General features: G+C 39.8%; 11 protein-coding genes and 1 pseudogene. 5 read left to right on the top strand and 7 right to left on the bottom strand.

Going from position 1 to position 16,459, the window contains the following annotated elements; genetic code table 11:
• Together L1267_RS14075 and L1267_RS14070 are read left to right on the top strand one after the other, a co-directional pair.
• Nucleotides 1–454 (top strand): annotated as a pseudogene (locus L1267_RS14075) (DNA repair protein RecN); the annotation flags it as partial.
• A gap of 53 nt (nt 455–507) precedes the next feature.
• Nucleotides 508–906, top strand: coding sequence for a hypothetical protein (locus tag L1267_RS14070; protein WP_235383202.1), 399 nt, complete (start codon nt 508–510; stop codon nt 904–906).
• A 65-nt stretch (nt 907–971) separates the two neighbouring features.
• Here the strand turns inward: L1267_RS14070 and L1267_RS14065 are convergent, their stop codons facing one another.
• From L1267_RS14065 to L1267_RS14055, 3 genes are all read right to left on the bottom strand, one after another.
• Nucleotides 972–2,567, bottom strand: coding sequence for a hypothetical protein (locus L1267_RS14065; RefSeq protein ID WP_135924243.1), 1,596 nt, complete (start codon nt 2,565–2,567; stop codon nt 972–974).
• A gap of 348 nt (nt 2,568–2,915) precedes the next feature.
• Nucleotides 2,916–3,125: a hypothetical protein gene (locus tag L1267_RS14060; protein WP_235383201.1), complete on the bottom strand. Its 210-nt coding sequence runs from the start codon at nt 3,123–3,125 to the stop codon at nt 2,916–2,918.
• 84 nt (nt 3,126–3,209) lie between these two features.
• Nucleotides 3,210–4,511, bottom strand: a complete 1,302-nt coding sequence (locus L1267_RS14055; protein ID WP_235383200.1) for a hypothetical protein — start codon at nt 4,509–4,511, stop codon at nt 3,210–3,212.
• A 312-nt stretch (nt 4,512–4,823) separates the two neighbouring features.
• On the opposite strand from L1267_RS14055, the gene L1267_RS14050 reads away from it, so the two are divergent.
• Nucleotides 4,824–6,866, top strand: a complete 2,043-nt coding sequence (locus L1267_RS14050; RefSeq protein WP_235383199.1) for an ATP-binding protein — start codon at nt 4,824–4,826, stop codon at nt 6,864–6,866.
• Between the two features lie 72 nt (nt 6,867–6,938).
• On the top strand, nt 6,939–7,406 hold the full coding sequence (locus L1267_RS14045; protein WP_235383198.1) for a hypothetical protein: 468 nt from the start codon (nt 6,939–6,941) through the stop codon (nt 7,404–7,406).
• 17 nt (nt 7,407–7,423) lie between these two features.
• On the opposite strand, the gene L1267_RS14040 is transcribed toward L1267_RS14045, so the two are convergent.
• From L1267_RS14040 to gltB, 4 genes are all read right to left on the bottom strand, one after another.
• The gene (locus L1267_RS14040) at nt 7,424–8,110 is read right to left on the bottom strand and encodes a response regulator (RefSeq protein WP_235383197.1); all 687 of its coding nucleotides are present in this window, start codon (nt 8,108–8,110) and stop codon (nt 7,424–7,426) included.
• A gap of 2 nt (nt 8,111–8,112) precedes the next feature.
• Nucleotides 8,113–8,382 carry a hypothetical protein gene (locus L1267_RS14035; protein WP_235383196.1) on the bottom strand — a complete coding sequence of 90 codons (270 nt, stop codon included), beginning with the start codon at nt 8,380–8,382 and terminating at the stop codon, nt 8,113–8,115.
• Between the two features lie 234 nt (nt 8,383–8,616).
• Complete coding sequence (locus L1267_RS14030; protein WP_135924238.1) at nt 8,617–10,032, bottom strand: FAD-dependent oxidoreductase; 1,416 nt, start codon at nt 10,030–10,032, stop codon at nt 8,617–8,619.
• A gap of 9 nt (nt 10,033–10,041) precedes the next feature.
• Nucleotides 10,042–14,499, bottom strand: a complete 4,458-nt coding sequence (gene gltB, locus L1267_RS14025; protein ID WP_235383195.1) for a glutamate synthase large subunit — start codon at nt 14,497–14,499, stop codon at nt 10,042–10,044.
• 697 nt (nt 14,500–15,196) lie between these two features.
• Here gltB and L1267_RS14020 point away from each other — a divergent pair.
• Nucleotides 15,197–16,450: an efflux RND transporter periplasmic adaptor subunit gene (locus L1267_RS14020; RefSeq protein ID WP_235383204.1), complete on the top strand. Its 1,254-nt coding sequence runs from the start codon at nt 15,197–15,199 to the stop codon at nt 16,448–16,450.
• Nucleotides 16,451–16,459: the final 9 nt, after the last annotated feature.

Genomic DNA, 16,459 nt, shown 5'->3' with positions numbered 1-16,459 from the left:
CTCAATGGGCTTTGATATGGTTTCGTTTTTAGTATCAACTAACCCAGGTCAACCAATGCAAGCACTTTCTAAGGTGGCCTCGGGTGGTGAACTATCACGTATTAGTTTAGCGATTCAGGTTATTATTGCTCAACGTGTTACAACGCCAACACTAATTTTCGATGAAGTCGATGTGGGTATTTCTGGCCCAACCGCTTCAGCCGTTGGTAAACTTTTACGCCAACTCGGTAAATCGACACAAGTTATTTGTGTAACTCACTTGCCGCAAGTAGCAAGCTCTGGGCATCAACAATTTTTTGTGGCCAAAGAAATTGCAAACGGCGAAACATTTACGCAAATGAGTAAACTGTCTAAAGATGGCCGTATTGATGAAATCGCCCGACTACTCGCAGGTGACAACATCAGTAAAATGGCAAGAGCGAATGCCAAAGAGCTTATAAACGCGCATGCCTAATTTGAATGCTTGGGTGTTTAGCTGCTAAAGATTTATTAGTTTAGAGTTTATGAATGAATATTAAAAATATGTTTTTCACTGTGGTGCTTGGATTGGTTGCCTTAAGCTCTAACCATTCACAAGGTGCAACAGCTGCTCCGCCTTCTCAAAGCGCTCAGTTATTCGTTACGTTAATTGAATGTATATTATTTATACTCCCCACTACCGCATTTTTACTGATTGTTTGGAGTCGTTGGAAACATTTACGCTTTAAGCAGTTATTACAAACTGCATTAAATTCGTCATTGCTTTTGATGCTAATGAGCTTGGTAACGGTCAGTCTTTTAGCACAAAGTATTTCACCATGGATAATTGTGCTTGCAAGCTGCCATGTATTATTGGTGGGAGTTAATTATTTATTAGTTAAACAGCACACCAATAGAGTGAAAAACACCTTAACTGGTTGCTGGTGAATAATTTTATATTAAAAATCGCGAAGCACTTAAAGCTTCGCGATTTTTGCATAACCAGCAAATAGTTAGTCTATTTCACTGGCATAGTTAAACAGATTCATTAGTAGTCGGTCTGCCATACTGGTAACCGTAGGGCCTTGAGTGATGTTTTCTGCTTTATGTTGAAGTGTAAGCATACCGCTATCAGCCAAGATAATATCGCCTGTTGCAGGGTCTTTTACAATAGTTGGTAAGCCTTGTTGATTTACAGCTAAAATTTGTGCTCCAGCTGGCATCTGAGAAAAATAACCTCTTGCACTTCCAGCCTGATAAAACTCAGTTACCTCTCCAAATGGTCCTTCAAAAATTCTTTGTTGTTCTTGAGAACCTACACCATCAGGGTTTGGTTTACTTGGCCCATCCACATAACCATTGGCTGTTACCCTATAGCCCCATTTTGGATAAATCTTCTCTTCAGGGTAATCAGCATCACCTGCGATAATTGCGACATTACCCTTTTTTAGTGACCAATTATATGCTTCATTAAGTTCTGCATCAGTGAAATTACTCAATCTGAAGCTACCTATAAAAAAGATATCTGTATTGTAATTATCTAGTGCTTGTTCGGTAATTGAATTTGACGCTGCAAAGTCATGATTTATTGAAATTGGTTTATTAATTACACCATTTTCACCAAAATTTGCTGCGCTTGTTAGTTTTTCTAAAGACCACTCCATTAACCAACCATTAAGCGTATAACCAGCCCACGTAGCTTGTCTGGCTTGATCGATACTCGTGATAACGATTGACTCTGATTCTACGCTACAAATTGGCTCAGCATAACAAGCAACTGGTTTTAGTGTATTAACTGCTAAATCATTTATGCGCATTGGATAGGAGGCTACTTCACATGTTTTACCCGTGTCTATAGATGCCTTATATAACTTAGTTACGTTGTAATTACCTTGATCGTTAATCACTTCACGAGAAATAAGCAGCTCACCATTTTGATCAAGCGCAGCGCCTGTTACAGTAGTTAAACCATGTTCTGACTTTTTCGATAGTTCAAGTGTAGAGAGATCTAATGAGAAAATACTGGTTGCAGAAACTAAGTACACTTCCCCATTTTTAACAACCATATCACCGCGTAATATATCTGAGCTATTACCATAGCCAGTCATATTACCTACAAACTGGGTCTCGCCAGAATCAGGATAAATAATATAGAACTTACTCCCTTTAGAGCCATAAATAACATCACGGTCTGGATCATACGCTAAACGTGTCATTGGACTTGTTCGGGCAACTTCTGTGTGCGTATTTGTCTGCATATCAACGTAGGCTAATTTAGTGTATTTATACTTTTCGCCTTTAATCGGTAAGTCTTTCAATTCATCATCAGATAAATTCAATGAACTTGGGTCTAACTTATAAGTTAAAGCCCGTGGTGCTGACACATAATATAGACGATTACGAGTACTATCGAATGCCATTGCCGCTGAAGAAAACTTCGCTTTTGAGTGAATTGCTGCCGTTTTTGCTTGCTCATCAAGCGAAAACACAACACCTAAATGACCTCGGCCAGAGTTAATACCATACAGCTCGCCAGTACACATGTTTGCATAGGCACCTGACGAGAGAGCGCTGCAAAGTGTCATTATCGAAAAAATAGACTTTTTCATTTTATATTCACCTGAAAAATAAAACCAAACCTTATTTACTACTAATTGAAAATAAGAAAGGTAATAAATGTTAATTTTTTATTTAAATACTACAAAGTAGAATATTTACTTTTAAATCATTACAACACAATAGGAAAACCCTTATTTTTAGAGAGAACAATAAAAACAGATGATTAAAAACTAAAAAAGAAAAACATTAATATTAAGTAAAAATACAAAATAGAGAAGGAGAGAAAAAATAAATTGAGGAGCTATAATATTAAACGTTTAAATAATTAATAAAATTAAGTTTTCATATAATTAACCATCGTAAAGTAGTTTACTTCACGATGGTTAAAATGAAGCGAATTAATCTATATCACTAGCGTAGTTAATTAAGTTTAAGAATAAGCGGTCTGCCATGCTAGACACACCTGTACCTGAGGTGTAATTTTCAGCTTTGTCTTGAGAGTTAACAATACCGCTATCAGACAATAAAATATCACCAGTAGCTGAGTCTTTTACTATCGTTGGCAAGCCATCTTGATTAACTGCTAATACTTGCGTACCTGCAGGCATTTCAGAAAAATATCCTTTAGCACCACCCGCTTGATAGAAACTCGTTACACCACCAAATGGACCAGCGAAAATAGCTTGTTGAGCTTAAGTATTAACACCATCAGGGTTTTGAGTATTTGGCCCATCTACATAACCATTACGAGTAACTGTATAACCCCATTTGGCATAGACTTTTTCATTCGGCATATCAGAATCAGCCGCAATAATAGTTACATTGCCAGATTTTTTTGACCAATTGTAAAGCTCTGCAAGTTCAGCATCTGTAAAATCGGTGTCAGGAAAACTTCCCATAAAAAAGATATCTGTATTGTAATCATCAATAGCAGCTTCAGTAATTGAGTTTGCAGCAGCAAAGTCATGATTTATTGAAACCGTTTTATTAACAATACCATCTTCACCAAAGTTTGCTGAACTAGTCAGTTTTGCTATTGGTTTATCAAATAAATAGGCATTTAAAGTATAGTTTTGCCAAGTTGCCTTTCTATTTTTATCAATACTGGTGATAACTAGTGGCTGAGCACCAATACTACAAGTTGGCTGGCTATAACACGCGACTGGCTTAAGTGTGTTTAACGCTAAATCATTAATTCGCATTGGGTATGTACCCATTGCGCAGGTTTTGCCCGTTTCAATCGACGCTTTATACAACTTCGTAATGTTATAATTACCTTGATCATTAATAACTTCTCGTGAAATTAATAACTCTCCATTTTGGTCTAGCGCAGCACCTGTTACTGTTGTTAAACCATGTTCAGACTTTTTCGATAATTCAAGTGTAGAAAGATCCAATGAAAAGATACTGGTTGCAGAAACCAAATACACTTCACCGTTTTTTACAACCATATCGCCGCGAAGAATATCTGAGCTATTGCCATAGCCAGTCATATTACCTAGGAACTGCGTCTCACCTGACTCAGGAGAAATAACATAAAGTTTACTGCCTTTTGAGCCATAAATAACATCGCGATTTGGATCATACGCTAAACGTGTCATCGGATTAGATCGATTAAGAACGGTGTGTTCTTTTGTATCCATATCTACATAAGCAATACGAGTATATTTATACTTTTCACTTTGTATCGGCAGGTCAGCAAGTTCATGGCTCGCTAAATTAAATTCACTTACATCTAACTTATATGAAAGCGGTCGTGGAGCTGCTACATAATAAAGTCGGTTTCTTGTGCTATCAAATGCTATCGCTGCAGATGAAAACGCAGCTTTTGAATGAACAGCTGCGCTTTGCGCTTGTTCATCTATTGAAAAAACGAAACCTAAATGACCTCGACCAGAGTTAATACCATATAACTCGCCCGTGCAGTTATTTGCCGAGGCATGTGATGCAAGTACCCCACATGCTACCAATATAGATAAAATAGATTTTTTCATTGTATTTTCGCCTGAGAATTAATCAAAACTTTATTACTAGCAAAAATGATAAATAAATTATTTATTATTATGCCAATTGTGTATAAATTATATTCAGCTTGATTTTAGGCTTCAGATATCTGAAAACAATCAGAAATTTTTGATAATGAGACAAAAAGGTGAAAAATAATAACATGTAAGGTTTAAACAGATTATTAGCAATCCTTTTTCACTAAACAATATAAAATAGCGAAAAACGTTAACTAATAACTCCATAATTTCTACACATTTTCTCGTTAGTATGCGTACACATTTAGCCCATTCTAACCTCTAATGAAATACTCTTTACTTATCGCTATTTATTTTTTGTCATGCGCGAGTGTAGCAACCACACTGCCAAGTTCTCTATTAAATCAAGTCACTGACCTTGAAAACCAAGGAAAAATCAGTGAAGCCCTCACAATTCTTGAGCAATACAAAGATCATAATAGCACTTCATCAACCTATGATGTTGCCATGGCTCAAGCGCCACTTTTACGTAAAAAAGGTCATTACAACGAGGCGATTGAACTGTTACTGCCATTACAAAAAATTGCTAATTTGAGTAAAGAGGATCAATACCAGATCCAAAAAGAGTTGGGGATCAACTACCGCCGCCAAGTAAAAACAATTGAAGCAAAGAAGCACTACATGGCAGCCTTAGCGCTTGCAAACGAACTTGAAGACAAAAATCTACAAGCACAAAGCCATAGCAATTTAGGTTCGCTATACGACACACTTAATGATCTTGAACAATCAATGCACCATCAAGTAAAAGCACAGGGCTTGTTAGAAAACAGCGATAATTATGAACTGGTTGCCACTAACTTTTATAACTTAGCAAACCTTGCTCAAAGACTTGATGACCTTTCTCAATCTGAGTACTTCTATAAAAAAGCGCTTGAGTTTGATATTAAAACCAAAAACCAAATGAATATTGCAGACACCAGCTTACAACTTGCCAAGTTAGTGTATAAACGAGGTGACTTAGAGCAGGCGCTCCCCTTATTAAATAACGCCTATACCCGTTTAGCCGACGTCAACGCCTATGAGAATATGGCTACCGCGAAACATACGCTAATGCAATTGTATTTAAAAATAGACAACCAACATATGGCGCTCAGTAGTGCTGAATCAGGGTTAAATGCTGCGCTTAAGTCTGGCTCGACATTAAGCAAAATTTACTCTTACTTTAATTTAATCGAACTACATCTAGCACTAAAAAACCCTATATTGATTAACCTTTATTTAAGTAACACAAAAGAACTACTCGCTGATATTGATAACCGCTTATTGAATCAAAAACAGCACGGTTATACCGCGATTTATGCTGAACTTATCGGTGATTACAAACTAGCAGCTGAGCAGCTAAAACTTAAAAACACACTTGCCGAGTCGTTGTTTGAAGAGCATTTAAATCAAGCTGTTGAAAAGAACAAAAAACAATTAACCGCAATCGAGCAACAGCAGCGCATTGATGATGAGATACAAAAAAACAAACTCGCTACAGCTCAAATGAATAATCAGCGATTAGAAAAACAGATATGGCTGTTATCAGCCGGCATTGTTTTATTGTTCAGTACGCTTGCCTTAGTGCTGTATTACTTTAAGCATCGAAAAGCTCTATTTAAAGCAAAGCTATATCAATATAGCTTGATTGAAAAAGACAAAATGCTTGCAGATATATCCCATGAATTACGCACACCACTGAGTGTATTAAAACTGCATATCGAAGCGCTGGAACTCGATATTCAAGAAAACCGTGACCTAGCCTACAGCAAAATTAATGGCAAGATAGCACAGCTAAATAACTTGATATCCGATGTATATCAGTTATCTCAAGCTGAAAACAAAACTCTTACATTAAATCTTCAACAATATAATGCAGCACATATTTTTACTGAATATGAGCAAGACATGCGCCGCTATGTTTGCAGCCATCAACTCACATTTTTAGCTGACATTGTTATTGCTGAAGGAGTTGAAATCACCGTAGATAAGCAAAAGCTTGACCAAATTCTCAACAATATTTTTACTAATGCCTGCCTATACACAGACAGCCCTGGCCATGTTCGCCTTAAAGTAAGAGCAAACAACCAAGAGTTGTTTATTCATGTTGATGATACCTCTCCTGGGGTAGGAAAAGCGCATATAGGCAAATTATTCGACCGTTTATATCGTGTTGAAGAGTCTCGTAGCCGTGCATTAGGAGGTTCTGGTTTAGGGCTTTCGATCTGTCAAAGTTTTGTAGAACTAATGTCTGGTAATATTAGCGCATTACCGGGTAAGTCAGGTGGTTTATGTATCAGGATTTTACTGCCTTTAAGTAATAAATAAGCGCTTTCTTCTCCATTTTTTCACCACATTTTATTGCTTAAATAGCACTATAAACTACTGTGGAATGGAACCATGTCAGAGTCATTAAAGCATGCTCAATGGGCTAAGTCTGTTGAGCGTAAACATCGTCAAAACAAAGTTAAAAAAACCAAAAAGTCTCATCTTCCTTTCAGTGCTGCTATCGCTAGCTTGCTATTAAGTGCTGGGCTTTATTATGTAAGCTATGAAAAGCCAGTAACGTCCCCTCCACTGTCTGAATCTGCAAAACAGCGTATATCACAGTTTTTTGCAAAACAGTTTTTATTAGGTCATTGGCGTTTAAACAAGATTAAATATTCAACTAATGCAATTCAAGTGTATGTACAAACGCCAACTCCAATTGCTCTTGAAGGTGAGGCGCTAAGCCAATATTTACATTACGCATTATGCCCACTTCCTAGTAAACAAATTTGGCAGGATATTCAATCCAGAGAGTTATCAGTGTATGTATTTAGCCATTCTGTTAGAAAAGGTGAACGTACCGTTTGCAATAAGGTGTGAAAGCGATGAACGCCAAATCAATTGATTTGACGTTCATCATAACGATAGCCTGCGCCGTAAACAGAAGCGACTATCTTAGGAGAGAACTTTAAATTCTTAAGTTTTTTGCGGATGTTTTTGATATGGCTATCGATAACACGATCGGTAATGTCAAAGTTATTAGGTTGAATATGATCAAGTATCTGCTGCCTTGAGAAAACACGTTTTGGTGCTTTATATAAAAGCTTAAACACGTCAAATTCGACCTTAGTTAAACCGAGCGATACACCTTGAATTTCAACTTCTAAGGCATCTTCGTTTAGACAAATAGTAGCAGGCATCTCAGTTGGCTGCTGGGATATTAGTGTACATCGTCTTAAAATAGCCTTAACACGCATGACAAGCTCTGCGCCACTAAAAGGTTTACACACATAATCATCAGCACCATGCTCTAACCCTTTTAACCTATCAGCCTCTTCAACTTTAGCGGTTACCATAATAATGGGTACCATAGAAAAAGCGCGGATCTGCTTCATGCACTCCACGCCATCTAAATTAGGTAACATAACATCTAGAATTATTGCATCTGGATTATTCTCTTTGACCCACGACACTACGGCGCTGCCATCAGTAATGTGATGAGTAGTAAAGCCAGATGCATTGAAGAACAACAGCACTTGTTCTGCAATATCTAAGTCGTCTTCAACGACTAATATCTGCGACATTTTTATTTCCGTTTCATATTTTTTATTATTTTTAATTGCTTCCTAACCATCGCTTTAAACGCGTCTGATAAGGTTTCGTCTAATAAAACCATAGTCAGAATATCGTGCAGATCTTCACTTTTCATAACCTCATTAAGTAAATCATTTTCAGATTTTGAACTTGGTTGAAAACAGTTTAGTTGCTCATGATTAATGTGTTCGCAAAACATTTTCTTTTTTTCCATGTTGTTAGCATCAAATGTCCATACTGGATCCAAACTTCTTTGGAACATTAAAGCGTAACAATGTGGAGCAAATATGGAGCTAGCACTAAACTGTGAAGACAAATTAGAATCCAACCATTTTTACTGAGCAATTATACGTTGCTGGTTCTGATTTTTCATTTTCTTTATCGGGGATTACTCTCAACAAATCAAATGTTAGTTGAGGTGATGATTTTGCTTTGATTAAGCATAAAAAAAGCAAGCCATCGGCTTGCTTTCAAAATCGTACATTAAGTTAAGTAGTTATACGCCAAGATATTCCATTATACCTTCAGCTGCATTTCGGCCTTCGAAAATAGCTGTAACAACTAAATCTGAACCGCGAACTATATCACCACCCGCAAAGATTTTAGGGTTCGTTGTTTGGTGAGTAAATTCTCCTTGCTCAGGAGCATTAATGCCACCCCAATGGTTAATTTCAACGCCATACGGCTCCAACCAATCCATTTTATGAGGTTTAAAACCAAATGCCATTAGCACTTTAGTTGCTTCAATAACATGTTCAGAACCGGCCACTTCTTCGGCACGACGACGGCCATTCTCATCTGGTTCACCCAACTGAGTTTTAACCATTTTTACGCCTGCAACTTTGCCTTGTTCGTCAACCACAATACCTTTAGGTTGAACGTTAAAGGTAAATTCAACACCCTCTTCACGGGCATTTTTAACTTCACGTTTTGAGCCTGGCATGTTTTCTTCGTCACGACGATAAGCACAAGTTACTTTTGTAGCACCTTGGCGAATAGAGGTTCTTACACAGTCCATTGCTGTATCACCACCGCCTAACACGACGACTTTTTCGTTAGCCATATCGATATAAGCTTGTTTGTCTTCGGCATAGCCCATAACACGGTTGGTATTACCAATTAGGAATGGTAGTGCATCAAACACACCATCAGCGTCTTCATTCTCAAGTCCTGCACGCATACTTTGATACGTACCAACACCTAAAAACACGGCATCATATTCAGCGAGTATTTCATCAAGGGTAACATCTACGCCAACCTCAGTGTTTAACTTAAACTCGACACCCATTTCAGTAAAAATTTCACGACGCTTTTGCATCACTTCTTTTTCAAGCTTGAATGAAGGAATACCAAACGTAAGAAGTCCGCCAATTTCTGGATGACGGTCAAACACCACAGGTTTTACACCGTTACGTACTAAAATATCCGCACAGCCCAGGCCTGCCGGGCCTGCACCAATAATTGCTACTTTTTTGTCAGACCAAACCACATACGACATATCTGGTTTCCAGCCCATCTTAAAGGCTGTATCTGTGATGTACTTTTCGATATTACCGATAGTAACAGCACCGAATTCCTCTTCAAGTGTACATGAGCCTTCACACAAACGGTCTTGTGGACAAACTCGTCCACACACCTCTGGTAAGCTATTTGTACGGTGAGACAGCTCTGCCGCTTCTAAAATACGGCCAGTACGAATGAGCTTTAACCATTGTGGAATATAGTTATGTACTGGGCATTTCCATTCACAGTACGGATTACCACAATCTAAACAGCGATCCGCCTGTGAGTTAACTTGTGTCTCAGAAAATGGCTCGTAGATTTCTACGAAAGATTGTTTACGTGCTGAAATTGGCTTTTTACGCGGATCAACACGTTGTACATCGATAAACTGGTATACATTTTCGCTCATACTACCCCCTTACTGAGCCTGAACACGAAGCTCTGCGCTGCTGCGCGCTCGGTGTCCGAGTAAACTTTTTACATCACTAGATTTTGGCTTAACTAATTTAAACATTGGAATGTATAAATCAAAGTTAGCTAAAATCTGCTCAGCGCGGTTTGAGCCTGTAAGCTCTAAATGCTCAGCAATTAGGCCGCGTAAATGTTCTTGGTGTGATGCCAACCCTTCGAGTGTGACAATTTCAACAAGCTCAGGGTTAATGCGTTTTTCAAAGTCATTGCCTTCATCAAGAATATAAGCAAAACCACCTGTCATACCTGCACCAAAGTTGATACCTACTTTGCCAAGTACGCAAACCACACCACCGGTCATATATTCACAGCCGTTGTCACCAACACCTTCTACAACCGCTTGAACACCAGAGTTACGAACTGCAAAACGCTCACCAGCACAACCTGCCGCAAATAATTTGCCGCCTGTAGCACCATATAAACAGGTATTACCGGCAATAGTCGCTTTGTGGCTTTCGAACGATGAACCCAGCGGTGGACGAATTACCAGCTTACCGCCAGCCATCCCCTTACCAACATAGTCATTCGCATCGCCTACTAATGTCATTTCAAGGCCACCAGCATTCCATACACCAAATGATTGACCCGCTGTACCATGAAGCTCAATAGAGACAGGATCAGCAGCCATACCTTGGTTACCATGTTTAGAGGCAATATAGCCCGATAACATCGCACCCACTGAGCGGTCAGTATTACAAATACGACTTACCAATGAGGTGCCCGATTTTTCATCAATCGCTTGTTTTGCTTTTTCAAGCAAGGTTTCATTTAGCTGACCTAAATAATGCGAGCTATTTGGCGCACTACAATACAAGGTTTCACCCGTAGGGTTGTTAGGCACAGCAATCACAGACGACAGATCTACTTTCTTTTGCTTCTCTGTTTTGCCTTCAATAGCTTCAAGCAGGTCCAAACGACCAATTAAATCGGTTAATCGAGTAACCCCTAAGCTTGCCATTATTTGGCGCGCTTCTTCGGCAATAAACTTAAAGTAGTTCATCGCCATTTCTGGCAGACCATGATAATGCTTTTGACGAAGCGTATCGTCTTGCGTTGCAACACCGGTCGCACAGTTGTTTAAGTGACAAATACGCAGATACTTACAACCAAGTGCCACCATAGGGCCAGTACCAAAGCCAAAGCTTTCAGCACCTAAAATAGCCGCCTTGATGATATCTAAACCCGTTTTAAGGCCACCATCAGTTTGTAGACGAATACGATGACGTAAACCATTTTCTACTAGCGCTTGCTGGGTTTCAGCAAGACCAAGCTCCCAAGGACTTCCTGCATACTTAACAGAAGTAAGTGGGCTTGCACCTGTACCACCGTCATAACCAGCAATGGTGATTAAATCGGCATACGCTTTTGCTACGCCAGTTGCGATAGTACCTACACCCGGCTCAGAAACAAGTTTCACCGAAATCAGTGCATCTGGGTTTACTTGTTTTAAATCGAAAATAAGCTGGGCTAAATCTTCAATCGAGTAAATATCGTGATGCGGTGGAGGCGAAATCAAAGTCACACCTGGCACTGAGTAACGTAATTTTGCAATATACGGCGTTACTTTTTCACCCGGTAATTGACCACCCTCACCTGGTTTTGCACCTTGCGCCACTTTAATCTGAATTACATCAGCGCTACGTAAGTAGTGCGGTGTTACGCCAAAGCGGCCAGATGCAACTTGCTTAATACGCGAGTTTTTCTCTGTGCCGTAGCGAAGTTTGTCTTCACCACCTTCGCCTGAGTTTGAACAACCACCTAAACGGTTCATTGCAATCGCGAGCGCTTCATGAGCCTCTGGCGATAACGCACCAATACTCATTGCTGCTGAGTCAAAACGCTTGTAGAGCTCAGTTGCCGGCTCAACGTCATCGATATTCACCCCAGCTTCAGGTATTTTCACTGCCAACATGTCACGTAAATTGGTGATCGGGCGGTTATTTACTAAATCAGCGTAGGCTACATAGTCGCTATATTCCCCAGAACGCACAGCTTTTTGCAGTGTTTGGATAACGTCTGGGTTATAGGCATGGTATTCACCACCATGAACATATTTTAATAAGCCGCCGTGGCTTAATAATTTACGTTTACTAAAAGCCAACTTATGTAGTTTGCGTTGGTCATCATCAAAGTCAGTAAAACAAGCCCCTTTGATGCGACTTGCCACGCCATTAAAACAGGTTTCTACAACTGCATCTGATAAACCTACGGCCTCAAATAACATCGAACAGCGATACGAAGCAACAGTACTAATGCCCATTTTCGACATGATTTTATATAGACCTTTATTTATCGCATTACGATAAGCAAGGGTTACTTCACAGTAGCTCTTGTTTAAGATCTTTTTGTCAGTCATCGCAACTAACGATTCATACGCAAGATACGGATAAATTGCTGTTGCACCAAAGCCTAGTAATACAGCAAATTGGTGTGCATCACGGACACTGCCCGATTCAATAATGATATTTGATTCACAGCGTAAGTTGTTATCAACTAAACGTTTTTGAACAGACCCTACCGCCATTGCAGCCGGGATAGGCAAGTGCGTTTCACTAAAGTTACGGTCACTTAGAATAAGCATGACACAGCCCGACGCTGCTTTTGCTTGCGCTTCATCACAGATACGGGTGATCGCTTTCTCTAAACCTTCTTCTTTGGTGTAAGTAATATCAATTTTACAATAGCTGTAATGCTCATCGTCAGCATTGATAAGCTGTTGCATGTCTGCATACATCAAAATTGGCGTATCAAACTGTAAACGCTTAGCATGGCCTGTTGTTTCATTAAATACGTTTTGCTCACTACCAATACAAGTAGCTAAAGACATAACGTGATTTTCACGAAGTGGATCAATCGGTGGATTGGTTACTTGCGCGAATTTTTGTCTGAAGTAATCGAACAGTGAACGATGACCTTCTGAAAGTACCGCAAATGGCGTGTCATCACCCATTGAGCCTGTTGCTTCTTGACCATTTTCGCCCATTACACGAATAACGCTATCAAGTTCTTCGTTGGTGTAACCAAACATTTTTTGGTACTTAAGCAGAGTTTCATCATCAAATGAACGGTTGCCCGCATCTTTCTCTGAGAGTTGCTCAAACGGTGTTAAACGCTTAACGTTTGCTTCTAGCCATGCTTTATATGGATGGCGTGATTTAAGGTCTTGGTCAATCTCATCTGAATGCCAAATCTTCCCTTGATGAGTATCAATAACTAATAGCTCACCAGGGCCAACACGGCCTTTCTCAACCACTTCGTCTGGTGCGTAGTCCCAAATACCTACTTCTGAGGCAAGGGTAATGAAACCATCTTGAGTGATTACATAGCGAGCTGGACGCAAGCCATTACGGTCAAGGTTACAGGCTGCAAAACGACCGTCAGACATTACAATACCTGCCGGGCCATCCCATGGTTCCATGTGCATTGAGTTGAAGTCATAAAATGCACGTAAGTCATCATCCATGGCACGGTTCTTTTGCCATGCTGGTGGCACAAGCATACGCATAGCACGGAATAAATCCATACCACCCGCTAAGAACAACTCAAGCATATTATCTAAGCTTGAAGAGTCAGAGCCGCTTTCATTCACAAAAGGCGCTGCTGATTGCAAATCAGGAATAAGTGGTGAGGCAAACTTGTACGCACGGGCACGAGCCCACTGGCGGTTACCTTGAATAGTATTAATTTCACCATTATGCGCTAAATAGCGGAATGGTTGCGCTAATGGCCAACGAGGTTGTGTATTAGTAGAGAAACGTTGGTGGAATACACAAATCGCACTGGTCATGCGAATGTCAGCTAAATCTAAATAAAAGTTAGGTAAGTCTACAGGCATCATTAAGCCTTTATAGACGGTAACTAAACCAGATAAGCTGGCAATATAAAAATGTTCATCGTTTTCGAGGCGCTTTTCTGCACGACGACGAGCTACATACAAGCGACGCTCTAAATCTTTTGGACGCCAGCCTTCTGGTGCGCTCACAAAAATTTGTTCAAAGCCCGGTAGTTGTTTTTTTGCAATTGGCCCTAAACATGATGAATCTGTTGGCACTACACGCCACCCCTGAATACTCAAGGTTTCTTTTTCAAGTTCTTCACTCAGCACATCTTTAGCTGTTTGTGCAAGTACAGGATCAGCATTTAAAAATACCATGCCGACTGCGTAGTTCTTACCTAAATGCCAATCATGTTCGCTGGCAATAGCACGAAAGAAACTATCGGGTTTTTGCATTAATAAACCACAGCCATCACCGGTTTTGCCATCTGCAGAAATACCGCCTCGGTGTTCCATGCGATCTAAGCCCGTGATTGCTGTTCGAATCAAGCGATGACTCGCTTGACCATTGACCTGGGCTATTAAGCCAAAGCCACAATTATCTTTTTCTAATTTTGAGTCATATAACATAGACCCCTCCCCTTGCTACAACGACTAGCGATTCAGTCTTTTGCGACAGTGCTAGCAGACGAACAAAACTATCGCCAATTGTTCCATGAGTCAATAGAGATTTGAATACATATTCATATTCTTGAATATTTCTCACTTGGAGGCACATATTAAATACTAAGCAATTTCTTTACATTTAGACGTATTTTTACCGTTATTTTTTTATGACACTGGTGTCAAATTTAACAACTTGTAAAAAACCAATCTAAAAACCCGCACCTTTACGTTAACGTAAACTGCACCAACAAATGAATAATTATTCAACTTATGAATATCAATGCAGCTTTTTATGGGGTCTCACCTAGCACAGTTGCATCATTATTTACTCTTGGCTTTAGCATAGTTACAAACTATGTATCTGAGCAGACTACCTTAGTCGCAATGACTGAGTTTCTTTACCTATGCGTCAACAAACAGCAATTTAAAAGTGTCCGCTGCGGACACTTTTTCTGTCCGCGGACAGGCAGTAACTCATTAAACAAAATAAAATGCATTAAAAATCAATACATTAAATTTTGGCACGCTACTAGTATAGATAAGACATCAGCGAAATTGAGGATTTCAAAATGTTCACTATCAGTTTGTTTATGGCTTCTCCACTTACCATGCTTGCCGTTGGCTTCATGATTGTGTGTTTTGAGAATCGTAAGGAGTTATGATGATTAAGGATACCAGCGCCCAAGATATTACCGTGGCTAAGAAAAACACTATAAAAAAACCACTTATGTTAGCAGCGGGTCTAATACTTGTTGGTGCGCTTGGCTTTCAAGCTTTGTTTGCCAGTAACGATGGCAGCATTTCGGTTGATGCAGCAAGCCTACAAATTAGTGAAGTGAGCCAAAAGACGCTCACCAGAGATGTGGCAGCGAGCGGTAAAATCGTTGCAGCTAATGCGCCAAAGGTTTATAGCCCTGAACGTGGTTTTGTCGATTTAAAAGTAAAAGCCGGTGATAGCGTTGAAGTAAATGAAGTGATTGCAACCGTTACCAGCCCTGAGCTAACCAACGAATTAAAACAACAACAATCAGTATTAGCGCGATTAGAAGGCGAATTACAACGCAAGCAACTTGAAGCGCGCAGGCAAAAGCTGAGCCTTACCAAAGCACTCGATTTAGCTCAGGTAGAACTAAATGCCGCAGATAGAGAAAACCGTCGCGCTAAAATCTCTATCGAGAAACATTTAATCAGCCAAATAGATTTAGAAAAAGCCGTTGATGATTTAGCTCGTGCCAAGCTTTCTTATAAGCATGCTGAGCAAGAAGTCAGCTTAGCTAAAGATACCCTCGCATTTGAGCTAAAAGCAGCAGAGCGCGATCTGGCGCGTCAGCAATTGATTGTTGATGACTTACTAAGGCAAGTAAATGAACTCACCATTACAGCCAGCGTAAGCGGCATTGTGGGTAACTTATTAGTGCAACAAAAAGAGGCGGTAACACAAAGCCAACCGTTAATGACATTGGTCGATTTAAGTAACTTTGAAGCAGAACTGCAAGTACCAGAAAGCTACGCCAACGAGCTAGGTCTTGGTATGCAAGTAGAACTTACTTTAGGCGCACGTCATGTAACAGGCACCCTATCGGCTATTTCGCCTGAAGTGAATAATCGCGAGGTCACTACCCGCGTACGCTTTGACAATGAGATTTCTGGCATTCGCCAAAACCAACGCTTAACCGCACGTATTTTATTAGAGAATCGCGACAATGTATTGCAGGTAAAACGCGGCGCATTCTTACAACAAGGTGGCACCCATGCTTATAAAGTTGACGGTGACATGGCTTATTTAATCGATATAAAAACCGGTGCAAGCAGTATCAATGCTGTCGAGATTATCGAAGGCGTAGAGCCTGGCGATAAGTTAATTATCTCGAATTACGATCGCTTTAAAAAAGCACCCACACTGGTTTTACGCTAACAAATAAAA

This window comes from Pseudoalteromonas sp. OFAV1, from assembly GCF_021532595.1.
In the GTDB taxonomy this organism is placed as follows: Bacteria; Pseudomonadota; Gammaproteobacteria; order Enterobacterales; family Alteromonadaceae; genus Pseudoalteromonas; species Pseudoalteromonas lipolytica_C.
This window is presented reverse-complemented; position numbering and strand designations above follow the sequence as displayed.